19 protein-coding genes and 1 pseudogene are annotated in these 23,016 nt (G+C 72.1%); 15 read left to right on the top strand and 5 right to left on the bottom strand.

What is annotated here, in order from left to right; translation table 11 throughout:
* The first annotated feature begins 77 nt into the window (after positions 1–77).
* From ACH4TL_RS25780 to ACH4TL_RS25755, 6 genes are all read left to right on the top strand, one after another.
* Entirely contained in the window at positions 78–875 is a 798-nt protein-coding gene (locus ACH4TL_RS25780) for a type III pantothenate kinase (protein WP_398318860.1), read from the top strand.
* A gap of 427 nt (positions 876–1,302) precedes the next feature.
* Entirely contained in the window at positions 1,303–2,127 is an 825-nt protein-coding gene (locus ACH4TL_RS25775) for a hypothetical protein (RefSeq protein ID WP_398318863.1), read from the top strand.
* Positions 2,128–2,161: 34 nt separating this feature from the next.
* On the top strand, positions 2,162–2,356 hold the full coding sequence (locus ACH4TL_RS25770) for a hypothetical protein (protein WP_398305054.1): 195 nt from the start codon (positions 2,162–2,164) through the stop codon (positions 2,354–2,356).
* A 117-nt stretch (positions 2,357–2,473) separates the two neighbouring features.
* Positions 2,474–2,881, top strand: coding sequence for a BlaI/MecI/CopY family transcriptional regulator (locus ACH4TL_RS25765; RefSeq protein WP_398318866.1), 408 nt, complete (start codon positions 2,474–2,476; stop codon positions 2,879–2,881).
* A 22-nt stretch (positions 2,882–2,903) separates the two neighbouring features.
* Positions 2,904–3,425, top strand: coding sequence for an amino-acid N-acetyltransferase (locus ACH4TL_RS25760; protein ID WP_398318869.1), 522 nt, complete (start codon positions 2,904–2,906; stop codon positions 3,423–3,425).
* Positions 3,426–3,645: 220 nt separating this feature from the next.
* Positions 3,646–3,981, top strand: coding sequence for an Lsr2 family protein (locus ACH4TL_RS25755; protein WP_398318872.1), 336 nt, complete (start codon positions 3,646–3,648; stop codon positions 3,979–3,981).
* A gap of 5 nt (positions 3,982–3,986) precedes the next feature.
* Here ACH4TL_RS25755 and ACH4TL_RS25750 read toward each other — a convergent pair whose 3' ends face one another.
* Positions 3,987–4,631 carry an SCO3374 family protein gene (locus ACH4TL_RS25750; protein WP_398318874.1) on the bottom strand — a complete coding sequence of 215 codons (645 nt, stop codon included), beginning with the start codon at positions 4,629–4,631 and terminating at the stop codon, positions 3,987–3,989.
* Between the two features lie 462 nt (positions 4,632–5,093).
* Here ACH4TL_RS25750 and ACH4TL_RS25745 point away from each other — a divergent pair, with 462 nt between their 5' ends.
* Positions 5,094–7,616, top strand: a complete 2,523-nt coding sequence (locus tag ACH4TL_RS25745) for an ATP-dependent Clp protease ATP-binding subunit (protein WP_398318877.1) — start codon at positions 5,094–5,096, stop codon at positions 7,614–7,616.
* A gap of 467 nt (positions 7,617–8,083) precedes the next feature.
* The gene (locus ACH4TL_RS25740; RefSeq protein ID WP_398318880.1) at positions 8,084–9,286 is read left to right on the top strand and encodes a macrolide family glycosyltransferase; all 1,203 of its coding nucleotides are present in this window, start codon (positions 8,084–8,086) and stop codon (positions 9,284–9,286) included.
* Between the two features lie 69 nt (positions 9,287–9,355).
* Here ACH4TL_RS25740 and ACH4TL_RS25735 read toward each other — a convergent pair whose 3' ends face one another.
* A complete protein-coding gene (locus ACH4TL_RS25735; RefSeq protein ID WP_398318883.1) occupies positions 9,356–11,164 on the bottom strand; it encodes a bifunctional metallophosphatase/5'-nucleotidase in 1,809 nt (602 codons plus the stop codon).
* Between the two features lie 214 nt (positions 11,165–11,378).
* Between ACH4TL_RS25735 and mshD the strand changes: the two genes are divergently transcribed.
* From mshD to ACH4TL_RS25710, 5 genes and pseudogenes are all read left to right on the top strand, one after another.
* Positions 11,379–12,311, top strand: coding sequence for a mycothiol synthase (gene mshD / locus ACH4TL_RS25730; protein ID WP_398318886.1), 933 nt, complete (start codon positions 11,379–11,381; stop codon positions 12,309–12,311).
* Positions 12,312–12,547: 236 nt separating this feature from the next.
* Positions 12,548–14,803: an RNA degradosome polyphosphate kinase gene (locus ACH4TL_RS25725; protein WP_398318889.1), complete on the top strand. Its 2,256-nt coding sequence runs from the start codon at positions 12,548–12,550 to the stop codon at positions 14,801–14,803.
* 91 nt (positions 14,804–14,894) lie between these two features.
* Positions 14,895–15,275 (top strand): annotated as a pseudogene (locus tag ACH4TL_RS25720) (CHAD domain-containing protein); the annotation flags it as partial.
* A 519-nt stretch (positions 15,276–15,794) separates the two neighbouring features.
* Positions 15,795–16,811: a hypothetical protein gene (locus ACH4TL_RS25715; RefSeq protein ID WP_398319692.1), complete on the top strand. Its 1,017-nt coding sequence runs from the start codon at positions 15,795–15,797 to the stop codon at positions 16,809–16,811.
* A gap of 35 nt (positions 16,812–16,846) precedes the next feature.
* On the top strand, positions 16,847–17,320 hold the full coding sequence (locus ACH4TL_RS25710) for an NUDIX hydrolase (protein WP_398318892.1): 474 nt from the start codon (positions 16,847–16,849) through the stop codon (positions 17,318–17,320).
* A gap of 10 nt (positions 17,321–17,330) precedes the next feature.
* Here ACH4TL_RS25710 and ACH4TL_RS25705 read toward each other — a convergent pair whose 3' ends face one another.
* Positions 17,331–18,356, bottom strand: a complete 1,026-nt coding sequence (locus ACH4TL_RS25705; protein WP_398318895.1) for an aldo/keto reductase — start codon at positions 18,354–18,356, stop codon at positions 17,331–17,333.
* 137 nt (positions 18,357–18,493) lie between these two features.
* Here ACH4TL_RS25705 and ACH4TL_RS25700 point away from each other — a divergent pair, with 137 nt between their 5' ends.
* On the top strand, positions 18,494–19,360 hold the full coding sequence (locus tag ACH4TL_RS25700; RefSeq protein ID WP_398318898.1) for a helix-turn-helix transcriptional regulator: 867 nt from the start codon (positions 18,494–18,496) through the stop codon (positions 19,358–19,360).
* A gap of 18 nt (positions 19,361–19,378) precedes the next feature.
* Here the strand turns inward: ACH4TL_RS25700 and ACH4TL_RS25695 are convergent, their stop codons facing one another.
* Positions 19,379–20,845: an APC family permease gene (locus ACH4TL_RS25695; RefSeq protein WP_398318901.1), complete on the bottom strand. Its 1,467-nt coding sequence runs from the start codon at positions 20,843–20,845 to the stop codon at positions 19,379–19,381.
* 82 nt (positions 20,846–20,927) lie between these two features.
* Between ACH4TL_RS25695 and ACH4TL_RS25690 the strand changes: the two genes are divergently transcribed.
* On the top strand, positions 20,928–22,151 hold the full coding sequence (locus ACH4TL_RS25690; RefSeq protein ID WP_398318904.1) for an ROK family protein: 1,224 nt from the start codon (positions 20,928–20,930) through the stop codon (positions 22,149–22,151).
* Positions 22,152–22,184: 33 nt separating this feature from the next.
* Here ACH4TL_RS25690 and ACH4TL_RS25685 read toward each other — a convergent pair whose 3' ends face one another.
* Positions 22,185–22,997 (bottom strand): class I SAM-dependent methyltransferase, encoded by an 813-nt coding sequence (locus ACH4TL_RS25685; RefSeq protein WP_398318907.1) that lies wholly within the window; start codon positions 22,995–22,997, stop codon positions 22,185–22,187.
* Between the last annotated feature and the right edge of the window lie 19 nt (positions 22,998–23,016).

Genomic DNA, 23,016 nt, shown 5'->3' with positions numbered 1-23,016 from the left:
ATCGGCCCGCCCGTCGCCCCGCCCACCACCCCAGAACTCGTCCTCTGCCGTGAGTCCGACCGGAGGCGGTGTCGCCCATGCTGCTGACCATCGATGTGGGAAACACCCACACCGTCCTCGGCCTCTTCGACGGCGAGGAGATCGTCGAGCACTGGCGGATCTCCACCGACGCCCGCCGCACCGCCGACGAACTGGCCGTCCTGCTCCAGGGCCTGATGGGGATGCATCCGCTGCTCGGCGAGGAGCTGGGCGACGGCATCGAGGGCATCTCCATCTGCTCCACCGTCCCCTCCGTCCTGCACGAGCTGCGCGAGGTCACCCGCCGCTACTACGGCGATGTGCCGTCCGTCCTGGTCGAGCCGGGCGTGAAGACCGGTGTGCCGATCCTCATGGACAACCCGAAGGAGGTCGGCGCCGACCGGATCATCAACGCCCTGGCGGCCGTCGAGCTGTACGAGGGCCCGTGTGTGGTCGTCGACTTCGGCACCGCGACGACGTTCGACGCGGTCAGCACGCGCGGTGAGTACGTGGGCGGGGTGATCGCGCCCGGTATCGAGATCTCGGTCGAGGCGCTGGGCGTCCGCGGTGCGCAGCTGCGCAAGATCGAGCTGGCCCGCCCGCGCAGCGTGATCGGGAAGAACACCGTGGAGGCCATGCAGTCCGGCATCCTCTACGGCTTCGCGGGCCAGGTCGACGGGATCGTCCGGCGCATGGCGCGTGAGCTGGCGAAGGACCCCGAGGAGGTGACGGTGATCGCCACCGGCGGTCTGGCCCCGATGGTGCTGGGCGAGGCATCGGTGATCGACGAGCACGAGCCCTGGCTCACCCTGATCGGCCTGCGGCTGGTCTACGAGCGCAACGTCGCGCGCGGCTGAGCGGCGCCGGGCGGTGCCGAGCGGGCCGTTCTCGTACTGATCGGGCCGTTCGGCGGCCGATCACGCCGAAAACACCGTTCACCTGCGAACTCGGCGCTATTGGCGGCATTACGAAACGAATTCCGCGCGCTCTTCCGCGCCCTGTTCATCACCCTGTTCATCGTCCCGTTCTTCGCGCCGGTCTTTCGACAGGGCGGCGGTGAGGCCACTCCAGCGACTGCCGAGCCGCAGTCGAGGAATGCCGTCCCGTCGAATTCGGGATCGACAAGCGGAACCCGCCCGGCCGCGGCTCGCCCCCCCCCGGGTGGGACTCCGGAGCGGCGGCGACCCCGCGCCCCGGCTCCCACCGCCGAATGGCCGCCCCCGCAACGCGCCGCACCGCCCGCCGCTCAGCGAAATTTGTCCGCTTAGCACTTAAAGTCCTCCCATGCCCACGCCCTATGGATCCCGCGGCGGAATGGCGTTCAGTGCGGATGAGCTGCGTGTGCTCCGACGCGCCCTCGCCATCGCCCTTCAACCCGAACCCGTCACTCCCCCCGGCCCCCTCGGCCCGGACCGGGCGGAGGAGGTCCAGGACTGTTTCCGGCTCGCCGAGGCCGTGGACGAGGCGGTCCGCGAGGGCGGGCGGCTGCGAGCGTTCCTGCTCGACGAGCTGGCCCGCTACCGCGCCGCTCTCCCCGGCGCCGCCGTCGGCTATCTGGGGCAGCTCGAGGGCGCCCTGGCCGCCGGTTACGAGCCGCTTCCGGAGGACCTGGCCGCGCTCCGCACGCTGTGCCGGGCCACCGTGTCGGACGGCGAGGCGACGCGCCGCCGCGCGCTGCTGAGCCACTGCGAGCGCCTGGCCGAGCGCTGCGTACGCGCCCGGCTCGCGACGCGCGCCGTGGCGGCCGCCCCGCCGCGTCCCCGCCCCGTGGAGGCCCGGCTGCGCGCCCTCCCGGGCGGCGTGCGGGCCGGAGCGGGGGCGGTCGCGGCCGGGCCGGTGCTGAAGGACGAGGAGCCGAAGCAGGAGCCGCGCAAGAAGCCCACTCCCGCCCCCGACCGCGGCGACCGCGAGGAGCCGAAGCGGCGTGAGCCGGGGCGTGGCACCCCGCGCCCGCAGCGGCCCGTGCCGACGCCCGCGGAGGTCTTCCCGCCCAAGCGCCGCCGCCCCTCCCCGCCGCCGGATGAGGAGTCCCGGCTCGGCCCGGGCGCCCGCCGCGGCGTCAGGCCCGGTGCCGGGCCCGGCGCGGGGGCCGACGCGGGCGCCGCGTAATCTGGGGGCATCGAGCAAAAGGAGGCCGATAGGGATGGATTACGTCTCCGCGCTGGTACCGCCCCTGGTGATGGCCGTGGCCTTCACCTTTCTGATCGTCACGATGATCAAGAGCCAGGGCGGCGCCAACAAGGCGAAGGAGGACCACCTCGTGGACGCGGCGCTCGCCCGAGCCGAGGCGGACCGCACGGCGTCGGCCGGTCAGGCACCGGGCCGCGACGCGACCTGACCCCCGGCCCCACGCCTTCACCCGCACGCCCCGGGATGCCACCCGCATCCCGGGGCGTGCGGCCTTTCGCCGTGCCCATCCCCCGACATTCGGTACATCTCCCACTATTATTCACATGTGCCTCGGCCATTGGGAGAGCTGGAAGACGCGGTCATGACGCGGGTGTGGAAGTGGAACCGCCCGGTCACGGTCCGAGAAGTCCTGGAAGACCTTCAGCGAGAACGCTCGATCGCCTACACGACGGTCATGACCGTAATGGACAACCTCCATCACAAGGGCTGGCTCCGCAGGGAGGTCCAAGGCCGCGCCTATCGATATGCCGCGGTCTCCACCCGGGCCGCCTACTCGGCCGCACTGATGAACGAAGCGTGGTCGACCAGTGACAACCCGGCAGCCGCTCTCGTCGCGTTCTTCGGGATGATGTCCGAAGAGCAGCGAGATGCACTGCGGGATGCCATGCGCGTCGCACAACTCGGCGAGCCCGGAGAGAGCGCCGGTGAGAACCCCGGTGAGTCGGGGGGATGAGCCGGGGCGATAGCGTCCGGCCATGTCCTCTGCACTATCAAAAGTAGTCACCGTCCGCCGCGCCCGGACCGGCGATGTACGGGCCGTGCGCCGGCTCATCGACTCCTACGTGGGCGATCGCATCCTGCTCGACAAAGCCACGGTGACCCTTTACGAGGACATCCAGGAGTTCTGGGTCGCGGAGCGGGACGAGGACGCTGAGGTCATTGGCTGCGGCGCACTCCACGTCATGTGGGAAGACCTCGCCGAGGTTCGTACTCTCGCGGTGGATCCCGCCCACAAGGGGAGTGGTGTAGGCCACCTGGTGCTCGACAAGCTGTTGCAGACGGCGCGCTGGCTCGGCGTCCGGCGCATTTTCTGCCTCACCTTCGAAGTCGACTTCTTCGTCAAGCACGGCTTCGTGGAGATCGGCGAGACGCCGGTCGACGGGGATGTCTACAGCGAGCTGCTGCGTTCCTATGACGAGGGCGTCGCCGAGTTCCTGGGTCTCGAACGGGTGAAGCCGAACACCCTTGGCAACAGCCGGATGCTTCTGCAACTGTGATCGCGGTGCCTATGTCCGAATCGCGCCCCTATCACATAGCTCCGGAACAGAGGGTTCCATCAGCCTTCCCGCTTGGTCGATCGGCCGAACCTTCCCGGAGGGTTTGTGTTTTTCCGGGAAAAGCGGTTTCCTATTCTCCCGTAGTGTAATTACCTGGGGGTGAGACATCAGCGGCTAACGCCGCACCCCCGAGCCCCCCGTTTTCCCTGAAAGGAACCCCATGGCACAGAAGGTTCAGGTCCTTCTTGTCGACGACCTCGACGGCGGCGAGGCGGACGAGACCGTGACGTTCGCGCTGGACGGCAAGAGCTACGAGATCGACCTCAACACGACCAACGCGGACAAGCTCCGGGATGCCCTGGAGCCGTTCACCAAGGGTGGCCGTCGCACCGGTGGCCGGGCTTCCGGTGGCCGTGGCAAGGCGCGCGCCGCGTCGGGCAGCGGTCAGGACACCGCGAAGATCCGCGCCTGGGCCAAGGAGAACGGCTACGAGGTCAACGACCGCGGCCGTGTTCCGGCGACCGTTCGTGAGGCGTACGAGAAGGCCAACGGCTGACCGCGTCACCCTTCCCCGGCCCGCCGCTGCCTGGGCAGTGGCCGGGCGCGCAGCAACCGGGCTCGGTGGCACTCCGTGGCCGCCGCACCCACGAGCCGCACGAGGTCGGGGGCGCCCCCATCGTCCCCGAAGCCGGTGACCGGCAGCGTCGGCTCCACCCCGCCCCCCGGCTCGGGAGGCCGCAGCCATACGGCGGCCTCCTGCGGGCACCGTCGGACGGATGTCCCTGGCGCCGCGGGTCCTCCGGGCGGAGGCCACGAGGCGGAGGGGCACGGAGCGGTGATCCGGCCGCCGGCGCCGAGTGCGGTCAGGTCCAGCGGAATCCCGCCCCACTCCAGCCAGTCGAGCAGCCCCGGCAGCTCGTCGGCGCCGCCCGCGGCCACCAGCAGCCGCATCCAGGGGCCCTCCACCGCGACCGGACCGGTCCGCGGTACGCGTCGCAGCAGCGCGAAACCGGCGGCGACCGGCAGCTCCAGTACGTCGAATGCCACCCCCGTGAGCAGTTCGACGGGACCGCTGCCGGTCGTCGGCCAGCTCAGCTCCCGCTCGTACCACCGCGCGCACTCCTGTGCGCCCCGCTCCCGCGGGCACGGTCCGGGGGCCGGGCGGTCCTCTGAGCGGCCGGACGGCGCCGCGGCGGTGGAGATCATGCCCAGAGAAACTGTCTCCCTCCCCGAAGGTTACGTCCCGTGCGCGGTCGACCGCGTGCTGTGAGCGTCCGGGGGCGTGCAGGGGTGGTGAACGGGCGCAAGGTTGTTCGCCCGTAGCGGAGGGAACCGGCCCGCCCGGCATGGAGTGTCCGTGCGTGCGGGTAAGACATCCCTAGTGGGAGGGACGGTCCGCGTGTCGGGAGAAAGGGGCGTTCGCCATCGGCGTACTGACGGTGGGCGTATATGCCTGGCCTGCGGGAACATCGTCTCGCACCATCGGGTTGGAGCAGTTGTCGGCTGTTCGGGCAGGAGGCCATCTGCTGTGTGCCCCGTGAGACTGGGGTCGATCCGGACGGTTGTCGGCAGTTGGAATGAGCTGTCCCGGGTTGCGGGACTAGCATGCGGAAGGACAGGGAGGGGATCGTCCCCGATCTTTCTGACCGCTCTGAGGAGCGATTAACGATGTTCGAGAGGTTCACCGACCGCGCGCGGCGGGTTGTCGTCCTGGCTCAGGAAGAAGCCCGGATGCTCAACCACAACTACATCGGCACCGAACACATTCTCCTGGGCCTGATCCACGAGGGTGAGGGTGTCGCCGCTAAGGCCCTGGAGAGCCTCGGGATTTCGCTCGAGGCGGTCCGCCAGCAGGTGGAGGAGATCATCGGCCAGGGCCAGCAGGCCCCGTCCGGGCACATCCCCTTCACCCCCCGTGCCAAGAAGGTCCTGGAGCTGTCGCTCCGCGAGGCCCTTCAGCTCGGCCACAACTACATCGGTACGGAGCACATCCTGCTCGGCCTGATCCGCGAGGGCGAGGGTGTCGCCGCCCAGGTCCTCGTGAAGCTGGGCGCCGATCTGAACCGGGTGCGGCAGCAGGTCATCCAGCTGCTCTCCGGCTACCAGGGCAAGGAAGCCGCCACGGCCGGCGGCCCGGCGGAGGGCACTCCCTCCACCTCGCTCGTCCTGGACCAGTTCGGCCGCAACCTCACGCAGGCCGCCCGCGAATCCAAGCTCGACCCGGTCATCGGGCGCGAGAAGGAGATCGAGCGGGTCATGCAGGTGCTTTCGCGCCGCACCAAGAACAACCCGGTCCTCATCGGCGAGCCCGGCGTCGGCAAGACGGCGGTCGTCGAGGGGCTGGCGCAGGCCATCGTCAAGGGCGAGGTGCCCGAGACCCTCAAGGACAAGCACCTCTACACCCTGGACCTGGGCGCCCTGGTCGCCGGTTCCCGGTACCGCGGTGACTTCGAGGAGCGCCTGAAGAAGGTCCTCAAGGAGATCCGCACCCGCGGCGACATCATCCTGTTCATCGACGAGCTCCACACCCTGGTGGGTGCGGGCGCCGCCGAGGGCGCGATCGACGCCGCGAGCATCCTCAAGCCGATGCTGGCGCGGGGCGAGCTCCAGACCATCGGCGCGACGACGCTCGACGAGTACCGCAAGTACCTGGAGAAGGACGCGGCCCTCGAGCGCCGCTTCCAGCCCATCCAGGTCGCCGAGCCGTCGCTGCCGCACACCATCGAGATCCTCAAGGGTCTGCGGGACCGGTACGAGGCGCACCACCGCGTCTCGATCACGGACTCGGCCCTGGTCGCGGCCGCCACCCTGGCCGACCGCTACATCTCGGACCGCTTCCTGCCGGACAAGGCGATCGACCTGATCGACGAGGCCGGTTCCCGGATGCGGATCCGCCGGATGACCGCGCCGCCGGACCTGCGCGAGTTCGACGAGAAGATCGCCGACGTGCGCCGGGAGAAGGAGTCCGCGATCGACTCGCAGGACTTCGAGATGGCCGCGGGCCTGCGCGACAAGGAGAAGCAGCTCCTGGCCGCGAAGGCGAAGCGGGAGAAGGAGTGGAAGGCCGGCGACATGGATGTCGTCGCCGAGGTCGACGAGGAGCTGATCGCCGAGGTCCTGGCCACGGCCACCGGCATCCCGGTCTTCAAGCTCACCGAGGAGGAGTCCTCCCGGCTGCTGCGCATGGAGGACGAGCTGCACAAGCGCGTCATCGGCCAGAAGGACGCCATCAAGGCGCTCTCGCAGGCCATCCGGCGCACGCGTGCGGGCCTCAAGGACCCGAAGCGCCCCGGCGGCTCCTTCATCTTCGCGGGCCCGTCCGGTGTCGGTAAGACCGAGCTGAGCAAGACTCTCGCCGAGTTCCTCTTCGGCGACGAGGACGCGATGATCTCGCTCGACATGTCGGAGTTCAGCGAGAAGCACACCGTCTCGCGGCTCTTCGGCTCCCCGCCCGGATACGTGGGCTACGAGGAGGGCGGCCAGCTCACCGAGAAGGTGCGCCGCAAGCCGTTCTCCGTGGTCCTCTTCGACGAGGTCGAGAAGGCCCACCCGGACATCTTCAACTCGCTGCTGCAGATCCTGGAGGACGGTCGGCTGACCGACTCCCAGGGCCGGGTCGTGGACTTCAAGAACACGGTCATCATCATGACCACCAACCTCGGCACCCGGGACATCTCCAAGGGCTTCAACCTGGGCTTCGCCGCCCAGGGCGATGTGAAGACCGGCTACGAGCGGATGAAGGCCAAGGTCAACGAGGAGCTGAAGCAGCACTTCCGCCCCGAGTTCCTGAACCGTGTCGACGACACCGTCGTCTTCCACCAGCTCACCGAGGAAGACATCATCCAGATCGTCGACCTCATGATCACCAAGGTGGACGAGCGGCTCAAGGACCGCGACATGGGCATCGAGCTCAGCGGTGACGCCAAGAAGCTGCTCGCCAAGCGGGGATACGACCCCGTGCTGGGTGCCCGGCCGCTGCGCCGGACCATTCAGCGGGAAATCGAGGACGTGCTCTCGGAGAAGATTCTCTTCGGCGAGCTGCGTCCGGGCCACATCGTGGTCGTGGACGTCGAGGGCGAGGGTGAAGAGAAGAAGTTCACCTTCCGCGGCGAGGAGAAGTCGGCGCTGCCGGACACCCCGCCGATCGAATCCGCCGCCGGTGGAGGCCCGAACCTGAGCAAGGACGCATAAGCGTCACCTTGTGAGCGGCTGAGGGGCCGCTGGACCGTATCGCACGGTCCGGCGGCCCCTTTTGCTGTGCTCACGGGTCCGCGGGCCTTCCCGGCCCCTCTGCGGCCCTTTCGAAAGGCTCGGGCAAAACTGGGCGGCGTTTCCCTTTCCGGGATAGCGCGTCCCGCCGGGGAGCCTTTGAGGGCGACGGCCCGCCGGGAGAGGGGGGAGAACGGGCGGCCCGTCGCAGGGCCGACCCTATGGCCGGGCGCTGAGGGATCGCTTATGGCGGGCTGAGTTCGGCGGTGGGCGGGGCGGTGGCGAAAAGGGGAGGCGTCGGGGCGAAGAGCCGGGGTAGCGTTCCCCGCATGGACTCATTCCTTCAGATCTACGGCTGACACGCCGCTCCCTCCGGCGCACCGGCGAGACCGCCGCTGCGCCGGTTCGCCGTGTCCCTTTCGCCGCAGACCTGAATCGAGTGATCTCTCATGTCACGATCTCGCACGCCTCGCCGCCGTGCCCATATCGCGATGGTCGGCATCCCCGCCATCAGCCATACGCTCCCCAGCCTGGAAATCATCCGGGAGCTGGTGGCGCGCGGTCACCGCGTGACGTACGCCAACGATTCCCATCTGGCCGACGTCATCTCGCCGACCGGTGCCGAGCTGGTCCCGTACGACTCGACCCTGCCCGTCGCCGACAACGACTGGCCCGAGGACCCCGTCGCCGCGATGACCGTCTTCCTGGACGACGCGATCCAGGCGCTGCCGCAGCTGCGCGCCGCGTACGACGACGACCCCGCCGACCTCTACCTGTACGACATCGGCGGGTACGCCGGGCGGGCCCTCGCCGAGGCGCAGGGGCGCCCGGCGGTGCAGCTCTCGCCGTCCTTCGTCGGGTGGAAGGGCTACGAGCAGGAGGTGGCGGCGCAGATCATGGCGCTGCCGGGGGCCGACGCGTACCAGGCGAAGTTCGCCGCGTGGCTGTCCGGCTGCGGGGCGGTCACCACCGATGTGAACGCCTTCTGCGGGCCGCCCGGGCGGGCCGTCGCCCTGATCCCCCGGGCCATGCAGCCGAACGCCGACCGGGTGGACGAGGAGGTGGTGACGTTCGTCGGGCCCTGCCTCGGCGACCGCGCGGACCAGGGCGGCTGGGAGCGCCCAGCGGAGGCCGAGAAGGTGCTGCTGGTCTCCCTGGGCTCGGCCTACACCCGGCAGCCCGGCTTCTACCGGGAATGCCTGGCCGCCTTCGGCGATCTGCCCGGATGGCATGTGGTGCTCCAGATCGGCCGCTACGTCGACCCGGCGGAGCTGGGGGAGATCCCGGCCCATGTCGAGGTGCACCGGTGGGTGCCGCAGCTGGCGATCCTGGAGCAGGCCGACGCGTTCGTCACCCACGCGGGGATGGGCGGCAGCGGCGAGGGCCTGTACTGCGGGCTGCCCATGATCGCCGTACCGCAGGGCGCCGAGCAGCCGATGAACGCCGACCGGCTGGTCGAACTGGGCGTGGCCCGCCGCGTCGACACGGCGGACGCGACCGCCGAGGTGCTGCGCGCCGCGCTGCTCGACCTGACCACGGACGCGGAGGTGGCCCGGCGGGCCGCCGAGCTGCGGGCACAGGTGCGGGCCGAGGGCGGCACGGCGCGGGCCGCGGATCTGATCGAGGAGATGATCGGGGAGATGCTGGGCTGAGGCCCTGGGACACGCCTGTGGCCCGGCCTTCGGGCCGGGCCACAGGCGCGGGGTCACTTCACGGCGGGGTCACTTCACGAGGGTGATGCGGTCCGCCTTCGGCGGATCCAGGGGCTTGGACGCCGACGAGTGCGCCCCCAGGTAGGCGTTCAGCGCCTCCAGGTCGGAGGCGCCGACGAGCTTGTTCTTGCCGTCCTTGAAGACGGGGAAGCCGTCGCCGCCGCCCGCGAGGAATTCGTTCATCGCGACGCGGTAGGTCCTGGCGGGATCGATCGGCTCACCGTTCAGCTTCACCGAGTCGGTGACGATCCGGTCCTTGCCGGACTTGGTCAGATCGAGGGTGTAGGTCAGGCCCTCGGAGACCTGGAGGATCTTGGGGGATGCCTCGTTGGAGCCGCTGACCTGCTGCTGGAGCGCGGTGATGAGCTGGGCTCCGGTCAGGTCGAGGACGTTCATCATGTTGGTGAAGGGCTGCACGGTGAACGCCTCGCCGTACGTCACGACCCCGTCGCCCTCGCTGCCGGACGCCTTGTAGGCGAGGTCGGAGCGGATGCCGCCGGGGTTCATCAGGGCGATCTGGGCGCCGCCCTTGCCGTCCGGGGCGAGCGCTTCGCGCTGGGCGTCGGTGATGACGTCGCCCAGCGGGGTCTCGTACGTCGCCGCGCCGCGCCCGTTGATGTCGGCGGAGACATAGCCGACGGGCTTGCTCGCGATGGGGGCGGCGAGCTTGTTCCAGCGGCCGATGAGGGAGGTCATGTCGGCGGCCTTGGACCGGTCGCGGTCCACGACGTGGTTCGCCGCGTGGGCGCCCTTCACCGTGGTGCGCACGATGTCGTCGGTGCGGCGGTCGTAGGTGAGGGTGGTGTCGGTGTAGAGGCGGCCGAAGGAGGCGGCGGAGGTGACGGTGCGCGGGGTGCCGGACGGGTCCGGGATCGTGCACGCGTACGCCTGGTGGGTGTGGCCGGTGACCAGGGCGTCGACCTTCGGGGTGATGTTCTTGGCGATGTCGACGATCGGGCCCGAGATGCCCTTGCCCGCGCCGCCGTTGTCGCAGTCGGCGTTGTACGCGGCGGAGGCGGGCAGCCCGCCCTCGTGGATGAGGGCGACGATCGACTTCACGCCCTTGCGCTGGAGCTCCTTGGCGTACTTGTTGATCGTCTCGACCTCGTCGTGGAACTCCAGGCCCTTGACGCCCTCGGCGGTGACGACGTCGGGCGTGCCCTCCAGGGTGACGCCGATGAAGCCGACCTTCACGCCCTTGTGGCGCCAGACGGTGTACGGCTTGAGGATCGGCTTGCCGGTCTTCTCGTCGGTGACGTTGGCGGCGAGATACGGGAAGTCGGCGCCGCGGAAGGTCTTGCCCTTCTCGTAGCAGCCTTCCTCGGGGTGGCAGCCGCCGTTCTGCATGCGCGTCAGCTCGGCGCGCCCCTCGTCGAACTCGTGGTTGCCGACGGAGGTGACGTCGAGGTCGAGCTTGTTGAGGGCTTCGATGGTCGGCTCGTCGTGGAAGAGGCCGGACATCAGCGGGCTCGCGCCGATCATGTCGCCGCCCGCGGCGGTGACGGAGTACTCGTGGCCCTTGCGGGCCTGGCGGAGCGCGGTGGCGAGGTATTCGGCGCCGCCCGCGGGGATGGTCTTCGTCGTGCCGTCCGGCTGGGCCTCGGTGACCGTCCCGGAGGAGCCCTGCGGGGGCTCCAGGTTGCCGTGCAGGTCGTTGAAGGACAGCAGCTGTACGTCGACGGTGCGGCCGGGCCGGTGCCGCTGGGCGTCGGCCCCCGCCGGGTTCGCGGCGGACAGTACCCCGGCAGCGGTGGCCAGCACGGCGACCGCCGTGGCCAACCGGCGTGCCGCCCCGCGCCGCCCAAGTCTCGCTGACATGTCGTCCCCTTGTGTGCCCCGTGGTGAGTGGTGGGCGGAAGCTTACGGTCAACGCGCGTAGCGGGGCAGGGGGATGGAGGTTACGAGCTGGTTGCCGGTGGTCGACTCCCGTACCCGAAGTTCCCGCCGGTGACGATCGGTCAGCCGGGTGACCCGCCGGGGACGGGGAGTCCGGCGGCTTGCCGGACAAGGGGGCGGTCGTAGGCTCGGTCCCATGGATGACGTGGTGAACGAAACGCCTGGTGCACGCCGGATCGAGGTGCTGGAGGAGCTGGCCCCCGACGTGGTGGAGGACGTGCTGCGGCTGATCGCCGAGTCCGCGCGCGCCGACGGGCAGCAGGCGGTGTCCGAGCAGGGGCGGCTCCAGCTGCGGGGGCGCCGGGAGGGGGTGCGCCATCTGGTGCTGCGCGAGCCCAGCGGGGAACTGGTCGGCTACGCACAGCTGGAGGACACCGACCCGGTGGAGGCCCCGGCCGCCGAGCTGGTGGTGCGTCCGGCGCACCGCGGCCGCGGGCACGGCCGCGCGCTGGGCGTGACGCTGCTGAGGGAGTCCGGGAAGCGGCTGCGGGTGTGGGCGCACGGCGGGCACGCCTCGGCGCGCCATCTGGCGCAGGTGCTGGGGCTGACCCTGTTCCGTGAGCTGCGGCAGATGCGGCGCCCGCTGGGGTCGCCGGACGAGCTGGGCATCCCGGAGCCCACGCTGCCGGAGGGCGTGACCGTACGGGCCTTCCGCCCGGGCGAGGACGACGCCGCCTGGCTGGCCGCGAACGCCGCCGCCTTCGCCCACCACCCTGAGCAGGGCTCGCTGACCCAGCGCGACCTGGACGACCGCAAGGGCGAGGTGTGGTTCGACCCCGCCGGGTTCTTCCTGGCCGAGCGCGCGGGCGAGATCGTCGGCTTCCACTGGACGAAGGAGCACGCCGAGGAGCGGCTGGGCGAGGTGTACGTGGTGGGGGTGCGGCCGGACGCGCAGGGCGGCGGCCTGGGCCGGGCGCTGACCGCGATCGGGCTGCGGCACCTGGCCGCGCGGGGGCTGCCGACCGCGATGCTGTACGTCGACGCGGACAATTTCGCCGCCGTGTCCGTCTACGACCGGCTCGGCTTCGTCACGCACGAGACGGATCTGATGTATCGCACCGAGACCTGAGGGCAGGGGGTACCCGGCGGGGGCCTACGGGAGGGGCGCCCGGGGCGGTCGGGACTCCTGCGGGTCGAGTCCCGATTTCCCAAACGCCATGTCTCCGTTACCGACGGTTCAATCTCGGTTGCAAGCATCACTGAATGCAGCCCGCTGTGCCCGATCCCTCGAACCGGAGGCTCCGTGCCGCTCCCGCGCCGCGTTCCGCCACGCCGCGTTCCGTCGCGGCGCGGAACAATGAGGTCATGAACGAGTCCAGCGGTCAGGCACCGGTCCACGTCCCGCAGCCCCAGCCCCAGCCGTCGGTCGGGTCCATCGCGGCGCACCGTCCGCACGCGGTCGCCTCCGCGCCCGTGCGGGCGCTGGATCCCGATCTGGACGCCGATCCGGACACGTACGAGGATGAGGGCGCCGGCACGGACCTGAGCGGTGCCGAGCTGCCCCAGAACCGGTTCCTGGACCGTGAGCGCAGCTGGCTGGCGTTCAACGAGCGGGTGCTGGAGCTGGCCGAGGACCCGGCGACCCCGCTGCTGGAGCGGGCGAACTTCCTCGCGATCTTCGCCAGCAACCTGGACGAGTTCTTCATGGTGCGGGTCGCGGGGCTCAAGCGGCGCATCGCGACCGGCGTGGCCACCCGCTCCGCCTCCGGGCTCCAGCCCCGGGAGGTGCTGGAGCTGATCTGGACCCGGTCCCGCGAGCTCATGGCCCGGCACGCCGCCTGCTACCAGCAGGACGTGGCCCCGGCGCTCGCGGAGGAGGGCATCCATCTGATCCGCTGGGCGGACCTCACGGAGAAGGAGCAGTCCCGCCTCTTCACCCTGTTCCGCCAGCAGATCTTCCCGGTGCTGACGCCGCTCGCGGTGGACCCGGCGCATCCGTTCCCGTACATCTCGGGTCTCTCGCTGAACCTCGCCGTGGTGGTCCGCAACCCGGTCAGCGGCCATGACCACTTCGCGCGGGTGAAGGTTCCGCCGCTGCTCTCCCGGTTCCTGGAGGCCTCCCCGCACCGGTACGTCCCGCTGGAGGACGTGATCGCGGCGCATCTGGAGGAGCTGTTCCCCGGCATGGAGGTGCTCGCGCACCACATGTTCCGGGTGACCCGCAACGAGGATCTGGAGGTCGAGGAGGACGACGCGGAGAACCTGCTCCAGGCGCTGGAGAAGGAGCTGCTGCGGCGCCGCTTCGGGCCTCCGGTGCGGCTGGAGGTCGAGGAGTCGATCGACCCGTACGTCCTCGATCTGCTCGTCCGCGAGCTGAAGGTCTCCGACGCCGAGGTGTATCCGCTGCCCGGCCCGCTCGACCTCACCGCGCTGTTCGACATAGCCGCGTCCGACCGGCCCGAGCTGAAGTACCCGAAGTTCGTCGCGGGCACCCATCGCGATCTGGCCGAGGTGGAGTCCGCCTCCGCGCCCGACATCTTCGCCGCGCTGCGCGAGCGCGATGTGCTGCTGCACCACCCGTACGACTCGTTCTCGACCTCCGTCCAGGCGTTCCTGGAGCAGGCCGCCGCCGACCCGGACGTCCTCGCGATCAAGCAGACGCTGTACCGGACGTCCGGCAAGTCGCCGATCGTCGACGCGCTCATCGACGCCGCCGAGTCCGGCAAGCAGGTGCTGGTGCTGGTCGAGATCAAGGCCAGGTTCGACGAGCAGGCCAACATCAAGTGGGCGCGCAAGCTGGAGGAGGCCGGGTGCCATGTGGTCTACGGCCTGGTCGGGCTGAAGACCCACTGCAAGCTGTCCCTGGTGGTCCGCCAGGAGGGCGACACGCTGCGCCGCTACGCCCACGTCGGCACCGGCAACTACCACCCCAAGACGGCCCGGCTGTACGAGGACCTGGGGCTGCTCACCGCCGACCCCAAGGTCGGCGCGGACCTCTCCGACCTGTTCAACCGGCTCAGCGGCTACTCGCGGCGCGAGAACTACCGGCGGCTGCTCGTCGCCCCCAGATCGCTGCGCGACGGGCTCGTCACCCGCATCAACAAGGAGATCACCCACCACCGGGCCGGGCGGCCCGCCTCCGTGCGGATCAAGGTCAACTCGATGGTGGACGAGGCCGTCGTCGACGCCCTCTACCGGGCGTCCCAGGCCGGGGTGCCGGTCGACATCTGGGTGCGCGGCATCTGCGCGCTGCGGCCGGGCGTCGAGGGGCTGTCGGAGAACATCCGGGTCCGCTCCATCCTGGGCCGGTTCCTCGAACACTCGCGCGTCTTCGCGTTCGGGAACGGCGGCGAGCCGGAGGTGTGGCTCGGCAGCGCCGACATGATGCACCGCAATCTGGACCGCCGCATCGAGGCGCTGGTGCGGGTCACGGACCCCGCCCACCGCGCCTCGCTCAACCGTCTGCTGGAGACCGGCATGTCCGATTCCACCTCCTCCTGGCACCTGGGCCCGGACGGCAGCTGGACCCGGCATGCGACGGACGCGGACGGCCAGCCGCTGCGGAACGTACAGGAGATGCTCATAGACGCCCGGAGGCGACGGCGTGGTTCAACGACATGACCTGCCGCTGGTCGGGGTTACCGGGGCCGCGGGGGTGCCCGGCACCTCGCCCCGCACCGCCGCCGCAGCCGTGGGTCCCGGGGGGTACGACATGACGAAGCGCGCGGCCGACCGGCTCCCGGAGCCGTCCGCCCCCGCGCCGGGGGAAGCCGGTGACGGCCGTGACGGCCCGGCCATCGAGGCTCCCGGCACCGCGGGCGAGGTGCTGTCGGCGTATCTGCACGCCCAGGCCGGGGACTTCCTGCGCAGCCTGCGGCTGCACGCCGAGAGCGGCGCCGACGTCGAGGAGGCGGCCGAGGCCGCCCGCCTGCTGCGCCGCGCCGCCCGCCGGATCAGCGGCGCGCTCTCCGTCTACCGCCCGATCACCGACACCGCCTGGTCCGACGAGCTGCGCGCCGAGCTGGCGTGGCTGTCGGGCACGCTGGCGCTGGAGCACGCGTACGCCGGGCGGCTGGCCCGGCTGCGCGACGCCCTGTACCGGCTCTCGGGCGCGGGGGGACCGCCGGACCGGGCGCCGCACGGGGACGCGGCGCCCGGGGAACCGGCGGCCGGTGGCGTGGATCCGGAGGCTGTGGGGGCCTCCGGGCCCACCACCCTCGCGGCCCGCACCGCGCGCGGTGGCGTCACGGCGGGGATCGACGGCCCGTCGCCCGCCGCCCCCCGCTCGTCCCGCACCACCCGCCGCAGCGTCTCCCTGGCCACCGGCACCCCGGACCCGGCCCGCAGGGGCCCGTCCCCGGAGGACCCGACGGCAGCGGGCGCCCGCACGACGCGGTCCCGGGGCGAGGAGGCGCCCCGCCGCCCGTACGAGGGGTACGAGGAGCGGAACGACGACGGCACGCCGGAGGCCCCCGCCGGGCCGAACGGCACGGGCCCGGGCTCGGGCGCGCCGGGCTGGGATGCCGCGGGTGCGGCGGGGTCCGCCGACGGTACGGACGCGCCGGGGCAGGGCGGCCGGGCTGCGGGAGCCGGTGCGGATGCCGCGTGGCCGGTGCCCGGAGCCGGGGGCGACGGCGCAGGCGACCCGGGTGTGCCAGGCCGCGGGCCCGCCGTGGAGGCCGCCGGTGCGGTCAGTGCGGGCGGCGCGGGTGCGCCGGGCAGCGGTGCGGCCGGGAGCGCGGGTACAGGCGATACGGATGCGGTCGGAGCCGAGTCCGCGGGGGCTGCCGGGCAGGCGTCCGGGCGGGGGGCCAAGGGTGGTCGGGCCGGGCGTACGCGGGGCGCGGAGGCGGCCCGTGGCCGGGGTCGGGGCGGCGGCGCCCCGGAGGAACGCACGGCGGGGCATCAGCGGGCCGGGGACGCGGAGGAGGCCCGGGGCGGGGCGCTGACCGTGGGGGCCGCCCGCGCCGGGGCGTTGCTGGAACGTCAGCTCACCCTGGCCCGGACCCGGGCCCACACCGCCGCGCTCCAGGCGCTCGGCTCGTCCCGCTTCCACGCGGTCGCCGACACCGTGGCGCTGCTCGCCTCCGAGGTGCCGCTCGACGAGGCGACCGCCGGGCGGCCCGCAGAGCAGGTGCTGCCGCCGCTCGCCGAGCTGGCCAATCGGCGGCTGTTCGAGGCGGTGGAGGCGCTTCCGCTGGGCCGTTCGGGGCATCCGTACAACGCGGAGGCGCTGGTCCACGGGCTTGCCGCGACGCCTGCCGCCGATTCGCCGCCCGCCAGCGACCGGCAGGACGCGCCCTGGCACCAGGTGCGGCGGCTGGTGCGGATGCGGCGGTACGCGCTGGAGGTGCTGGACCTGATGGCAGCGCCCCCGGCGCTGAACGCGCAGCCGGACGCGGAACCGTCCCAGGCCACCCGGCTGCAGGCCGCCGGGCAGGCGCTGGAGCGGCACCGTGACGCCGCCGAGGCTGCCGCGGCGGCCGCGGCAGCGGCCCGTACGCCGCGGATCGCCCCGGCGACGGCGTACGCGCTCGGCGTGCTGCACGCCGATCAGCGGCACGAGGTGGAGGCGGCCCGGTTCGCGTTCGGCCGGATGTGGCGGCGGGTCGTGGGCCGGACCTCCTGAGGACGGACAGACGCCAGGGGAGGCGGGACGGCCGGATGAGCCAGGGTGAACCCCGGGACGACTCCCGGGAGGATGTGACGACGACCGTGCGGGCGGCGGGCTGCGTGCTGTGGCGGCACACCCCGCGCGACGCACGGCCCACCGGGCGGGACGGCGGGCTGGAGATCGCCCTCGTCCACCGCCCCCGGTACGACGACTGGTCGCACCCCAAGGGCAAGCTCAAGCGCGGCGAGGACGCGCTGCACTGCGCGGTGCGCGAGGTGGTGGAGGAGACCGGCATGGGCTGCACGCCCGGCGCGGAGCTGCCCACCCTCCACTACGACGCCAGGGGCCGCCCGAAGGAGGTCCGCTACTGGGCCGCAGAGGCGGTCCCCGACGAGGCGTTCGTGCCGAACCGGGAGGTCGACCGGCTGCTCTGGCTGCCCCCTGAGGCGGCCCGCAGCCGCCTCACCTACGACCACGACCGCACGCTCGTGGACGCGCTGCTCACCGCGCTCGACCCGTCCTGACCCTGACGCGTCAGCGCCGCCGGAGCGGCTTGTCGGCGAGGGACGGCGGTACGTAGTAGCTGTCCGCCCGGTTGAGGTCGGTGCCCGGCGGCACGATCTCGTCGATCCGGTCCAGTACGTCCGCGCTCAGCTCCACCTCGGAACCGGCGAGCAGGTCGTCCAACTGCTCCATCGTGCGCGGCCCGATGATGACCGAGGTGATGGCGGGGTGCGCCCGTACGAAGGCGACGGCCAGGTGCGGCAGGGAGAGCCCGGCGTCGGAGGCCAGCTTGCTCAGCTCCCCGACGGCTTCGAGCTTCCGGGCGTTCTCCGGCAGCGACGGGTCGAACTTGAACCGCTCCAGCGACGCCCGGCCGCCCGCCAGGTCGATGTCGGACGCCTTCGTATAGCGCCCTGTGAGCCAGCCCGCCGAGAGCGGGCCCCAGCTCAGTACGCCCATCCCGTACTTCTGCGCGGTCGGCAGCACCGCCGCCTCCACGCTCCGCGCCAGGATCGAGTACGGCGGCTGCTCGGTGCGGAACCGGACGTGGCCGCGCCGCTCGGACACCCACTGGGCCTCCACGATCTGCTCGGCCGGGAAGGTGGACGACCCGACGGCCAGCACCTTGCCCGCCCGGACCAGGTCGGACAGGACGGCCAGCGTCTCGTCGACGTCGGTCGTCGGGTCGGGGCGGTGGATCTGGTAGAGGTCGATGTAGTCCGTGCCGAGGCGGCGCAGGCTGTTCTCGATCTCGCGGGTGATCCAGCGGCGGGAGTTGCCGCTGTGGTTGTCGTCGTCGCCCATCGAGCCATGGGCCTTGGTCGCCAGGACGACGTCCTCGCGGCGCCCCTTGAGGGCCTTGCCGACGATCTCCTCCGACTCGCCCGCCGAGTAGATGTCGGCGGTGTCGACGAAGTTGATGCCCGCGTCGAGGGCGCGGTGGATGATCCGTACCGAGTCGTCGTGGTCGCGGTTCCCCTGGACGCCGAACATCATCGCGCCCAGGGCGTATTCGCTGACCGAGATGCCGGTGCCGCCGAGAATCCTGCGCTTCATGGGTATGCCTCCCGCTGAGTGGTTCCGGTGGGACTGGACACAGCCTCTGTTCGCGACGAGTACCGGACCAGGCCCGACCCAACCTGGGTCTGCCGGAACCACCCGGGATGTCCGCCGGACAACCGGATAATGGACCGATGGGCCATTCCGAACCGGAGATCAAGGCGTTCCTCAAGGCGCGGCGCGCCGCGCTCGACCCGGCCGAGGTGGGGCTGCCGGAGGGCGTCGTACGGCGCCGGGTGCGCGGGCTGCGCCGCGAGGAGGTCGCGCAGCGCGCCGGGATCAGCGTCGACTACTACACCCGTATCGAACAGGGGCGCGCCCCGGCCGTCTCGGACTCCGTCGTGGACGGCCTGGCGCGGGCGCTGCGGCTGACCCCGTCCGAGCACACCTATCTGCGCAACATCACCCTGCCGCGGCGGCCCGTCCGCGCGGAGGCGGACCCGCGCCCGCGCGTGCGGCCGGAGATCCTCCGGCTGCTGGAGGCGATGGACGGCCGGATCCCGGCCTTCGTCTTCGGCCCGGGCATGGACGTCCTGGCCTGGAACCGGCTCGGCGGCCGCATCGGCATCGACTTCGACACGCTTCCTGAGGACGAGCGCAACGGCGCCTTCCTGATCTTCTTCGACCCCCGGGCGCGCGAGCTGCACCCGAACTGGGACGAGGTCGCCGACGACACCGTGGCCTCCCTCCGCGCCGAGATCGGCCGCACCCCGGGCAACGCGCGGCTGTGCCGGGTCGTGCACCGGCTACGGGAGCGGAGCGAGGAATTCCGGTGGCGCTGGGAGGCGCAGGCTGTGCAGGAGCGGACGCGCGGTACGAAGCGCTACCGGCACCCGGAGGTGGGGGATCTGGTGGTGGCGTACGAGGCGCTCGTCCTCCCGGGCGATCCGGGGCAGACGCTGTGCACGTACACGACGGAGAAGGATTCCGCGTCGGAGCGGGCGCTGCGGGCCCTGGCGGCGGGGCTGGAGGCGGAGGTGGGCGTGGGGGCGCGAGCCTGAGCCTCGCGCCCCCGGCCGTCACACCGCCGCGCCGCCGCCCCGCGTGCCCGCCACGTCGGGGCCCTCTTCCCCGTCTTCCACGTACTCCTCGCTGATCTCCTTCGGCCCGAACGGCCACACCTTCTCCGCCCGCGCCCACAGCACGAACGCCACACACCCCGCGGCGACCCACGCGAGGGACCATTCGATGGGGTGCCGCCCGGGGGAGTTCTTGTCCGCGTAGCCGTAGATGACCAGCCAGCCCACCAGCGCCACCACGCTCGGCAGCGGATAGAGCCACATCCGGTACGGCCGCCGCAGCGTCGGCTGGCGGCGCCGCAGCACGGTGACGGCGAGGACCTGGGCCAGCGCCTGCACGATCACCATGACGGTCGTCAGCAGCTGGATGAGCGTGGCGAGGTCGGTGTGGCGGCCGATGAGGAATCCGACCGCGGTCACCACCCCCATCGTCGCCAGCCCCAGCACCGGGAAGCGGTGCCGCGGGTGGAGCGTGCCGTACGGGCGGAAGAAGACGCGCTCGCGCGCCGCGTCGTACGGCACCCGCGAGCCGCCCAGCAGCCCGGCGAAGACGGACGCGAAGGCGGTGACGAGGATGAGGACGGTGACGACGTTCGCCGCGGTCTTCCCCCAGGTCTCCTCCAGCACGGCCGAGGCGACCGACTGGGACGCCACCGAGCCCGGGTCGAGCATCTGGTGCCAGTCGACGACGCCGAGCGTGCCGATCTGGAGCAGCAGATAGATGCCCATGATGCCGAGGATGGACGCGACGATCGCGCGCGGCAGGGTGCGGCCGGGGTCCTTGATCTCGGCGCCCATGTACGCGGCCGTGTTGTAGCCGAGGTAGTCGTAGATGCCGATGGTGAGCCCGGCCGCGAACCCGGTCCAGAAGTGGCCGCTGCCCAGGTCGAAGGCGTGCGCGGGGTACGTGAACGCCTGGCTGGCGTCGAAGTGGCTGAACGCGGCGGCGATCACCAGCACCACCGAGGCGATCATCACGCACCACATCACGGCCGTGATCCGCGCGATGTGCTCGACCCCGCGCCACAGCAACCCGACGACGAGTGCGATGACGCCGAGTCCGACCAGATCGCCCTGCGTCTGGCTCATGCCGTGCCACAGATAGCCCAGGTACTGCACGAGGCCGACCACGCCCGTGGACATGATCAGCGGGATGAACAGCATCGCCGTCCACACGAAGAGGAACGGCATGAGCTTGCCGCTGCGGTACTGGAACGCCTGGCGCAGATAGACGTAACTGCCCCCGGCCCCGGGCAGCGAGGCGCCCAGCTCCGCCCAGATCAGCCCGTCGGCGAGGGCCAGCACGGCGCCCGCGACGAACCCGACGACGGCCTGCGGCCCGCCGAAGGCGGCGACCATGAGTGGGATGGTGACGAACGGCCCGATGCCGCACATCTGGCTCATGTTGATGGCGGTGGCCTGGAAGAGGCCGATGCGGCGGACGAAGCCGCCCTCGGTGCCGGACATGTCCACCTCCGTGGGATGGATTAAGTTAAGGAGCCTTACTTGATGCCGTCAAGGGTCCGGAAGACAACCGGGAGGCGCCGCGATGACCGATGTATCCGATGACGCCCCCCGCGACGGCGACGAGCCGCCCCGGCACGGCGCCCGCCCCTGGAACCGCCAGCGGCTGCGCAGCAACAACGAACGCCTCCTCCTCGCCCGCCTCCGCGCCGAAGGGCCCGCATCCCGCGCCCAGCTCGCCCGCGACACGGGCCTGTCCAAGCCGACCGTCTCCACCGCGCTCGCCGCCCTGGCGGAGGCGGGGCTCGTCCGGGAGGCGGGCCGTCAGGCGCCGCCGGAGCGGGGGCGGGTCGCGGTGCTGTACGAACCGGACCCCACCGCCGGGTACGTCCTCGGCCTGGACATCGGCCGCTCCTGGCTGCGGGTGGCCGCCGCCGACCTCGACGGGACCGTCGTCGCCCGCTCCGACGTCCGTAACCGCGGCCGCAGCGCCGCCGCCATGGCCGACCTCACCGTCGCCGCCGCCCGCCGGGTCGTCGCGGACGCCGGGGTCGACCCGGCGCTGGTCGCGCACACGGTCGTAGGCGCGCCCGGCGTGTACGACCCGGAGCGGCGCCGGGTGCGGTACGCCGTGAACCTGCCCGGCTGGGGGCGGGCTGGCCTGCTGGACCGGATGCGCGAGGAACTGGGCACGCCGCTGTCCGTCCACAACGACGCCAACCTGGCCGCGCTGGGCGAGTACACCTTCGGCGCGGGCAGGGGCAGCAGGCTCTTCGTCTTCGTCATGGTCGGCACGGGCCTGGGCATGGGCGTCGTCGCCGACGGCCGCCTCTTCACGGGCGCGCACGGCGCGGCGGGGGAGATCGGCTTCCTGCCGGCGCTGCCGAACGGCGGGCGGGAGGGCGAGCGGGACCTGGAGGACGCGGTGGCGGGCGGCGCGGTCGTCCGGGCCGCGCGCGACCTGGGCATGGCCCACCCCGGATCGGCCAAGGACGTCTTCGACGCGGCGCGGGAAGGCGTCGAACCGGCGGTGGCGGCCGTACGGCAGGAGGCGGAACGGCTGGCCCACGTGATCGCCGCCGTCGCCGCCGTACTCGACCCGGACCTGGTGGTCCTGGGCGGCGGCCTCGGCGGCGGCGCCGACCTGCTGCTGCCCCCGGTGACCACGACCCTCCACCGGATCGGCCCCCTCCGCCCACGGGTACGCGCCAGCACCCTCGGCGACGACGCGGTCCTGCTGGGCGCGGTGGCGACGGCGACGGAAGAGGCCCGCGAACACGTCTTCACCCGCTCCCGCGAATCCCCCTGACCCGCCCGGCGCCCACCCGCCCGGCGCGAGCGCTCACGCCCCGCGCGGGGCAAGCGCCTCCCAGCGCACCGTCAGCTCGCCCTGCCGCCAGCGCCGGGGCGAGTCCGTCAGGGGCCAGCCCGCCGCGCGCAGCGCCTCGGCGCTGCGGATCCACCGCTGCCGGGCGCCGAGCGTCGCGTAGGGGGCGGCCGCGGCCCAGGCGCGGTCGAAGTCGCGGAGGAAGGTGTGCACAGGTTCGCCCGGCACGTTGTGGTGGATGAGCGCCTTCGGGAGCCGTTCGGCCAGGTCGGAGGGGCGTTCCAGGGCGCCGAGCCGGGCGGCGAAGGTCACCGTGCGGGGGCCCGCCGGGCCGAGCGCGACCCAGACGTGCCGCCGCCCGATCTCGTCGCAGGTCCCCTCCACCAGCACGCCCCCCGGCGCCAGCCGCGCGCACAGCCGCCGCCACACCCCGGCGACCTCGTCCTCGTCGTACTGCCGCAGCACATTGGCCGCCCGTATGAGCACGGGCCGTACCCCGCCCGGCAGCGGCACCTCGAAGCCGCCGTGGGCGAAGGCGAGCCCGTCCCGTTCGTACGGCCGCGCGGCGGCGACCCGCGCCGGGTCGATCTCGACCCCGACCACGCGGGCCCCGGGCCGTACGGTCCGCAGCCGGTCCAGCAGCTCGACGGCGGTCCAGGGCGCCGCGCCGTACCCGAGGTCGACGGCCACGGCCGTCTCCACCCGCCGCAGCGCGGTGCCGTGGGTGGCGGCGATCCAGCGGTCCATGCGCCGCAGCCGGTTGGGGTTGGTGGTCCCGCGCGTGGCCGAGCCGATGGGGCGGATCGGCGGAGGCACACGGGCGGACATGGCCAGCAGCCTATGCGCT

The sequence above is a fragment of the Streptomyces sp. NPDC021115 genome (assembly GCF_044333065.1).
Classification (GTDB): Bacteria; Actinomycetota; Actinomycetes; order Streptomycetales; family Streptomycetaceae; genus Streptomyces.
Note: the sequence above shows the minus strand (reverse complement) of the source record. Positions and strands in the feature narration are given on the sequence as shown.

Coding starts and splice junctions, on each gene's coding strand:
- ACH4TL_RS25705 (WP_398318895.1), bottom strand. CDS start 18,356: ATGAAGCGCAGGATTCTCGGCGGCACCGGCATCTCGGTCAGCGAATAC.
- ACH4TL_RS25760 (WP_398318869.1), top strand. CDS start 2,904: ATGTCCTCTGCACTATCAAAAGTAGTCACCGTCCGCCGCGCCCGGACC.
- ACH4TL_RS25740 (WP_398318880.1), top strand. CDS start 8,084: ATGTCACGATCTCGCACGCCTCGCCGCCGTGCCCATATCGCGATGGTC.
- ACH4TL_RS25695 (WP_398318901.1), bottom strand. CDS start 20,845: ATGTCCGGCACCGAGGGCGGCTTCGTCCGCCGCATCGGCCTCTTCCAG.
- ACH4TL_RS25700 (WP_398318898.1), top strand. CDS start 18,494: ATGGGCCATTCCGAACCGGAGATCAAGGCGTTCCTCAAGGCGCGGCGC.
- ACH4TL_RS25690 (WP_398318904.1), top strand. CDS start 20,928: ATGACCGATGTATCCGATGACGCCCCCCGCGACGGCGACGAGCCGCCC.
- mshD (WP_398318886.1), top strand. CDS start 11,379: ATGGATGACGTGGTGAACGAAACGCCTGGTGCACGCCGGATCGAGGTG.
- ACH4TL_RS25755 (WP_398318872.1), top strand. CDS start 3,646: ATGGCACAGAAGGTTCAGGTCCTTCTTGTCGACGACCTCGACGGCGGC.
- ACH4TL_RS25775 (WP_398318863.1), top strand. CDS start 1,303: ATGCCCACGCCCTATGGATCCCGCGGCGGAATGGCGTTCAGTGCGGAT.
- ACH4TL_RS25750 (WP_398318874.1), bottom strand. CDS start 4,631: ATGATCTCCACCGCCGCGGCGCCGTCCGGCCGCTCAGAGGACCGCCCG.
- ACH4TL_RS25685 (WP_398318907.1), bottom strand. CDS start 22,997: ATGTCCGCCCGTGTGCCTCCGCCGATCCGCCCCATCGGCTCGGCCACG.
- ACH4TL_RS25745 (WP_398318877.1), top strand. CDS start 5,094: ATGTTCGAGAGGTTCACCGACCGCGCGCGGCGGGTTGTCGTCCTGGCT.
- ACH4TL_RS25725 (WP_398318889.1), top strand. CDS start 12,548: ATGAACGAGTCCAGCGGTCAGGCACCGGTCCACGTCCCGCAGCCCCAG.
- ACH4TL_RS25710 (WP_398318892.1), top strand. CDS start 16,847: ATGAGCCAGGGTGAACCCCGGGACGACTCCCGGGAGGATGTGACGACG.
- ACH4TL_RS25780 (WP_398318860.1), top strand. CDS start 78: ATGCTGCTGACCATCGATGTGGGAAACACCCACACCGTCCTCGGCCTC.
- ACH4TL_RS25735 (WP_398318883.1), bottom strand. CDS start 11,164: ATGTCAGCGAGACTTGGGCGGCGCGGGGCGGCACGCCGGTTGGCCACG.
- ACH4TL_RS25770 (WP_398305054.1), top strand. CDS start 2,162: ATGGATTACGTCTCCGCGCTGGTACCGCCCCTGGTGATGGCCGTGGCC.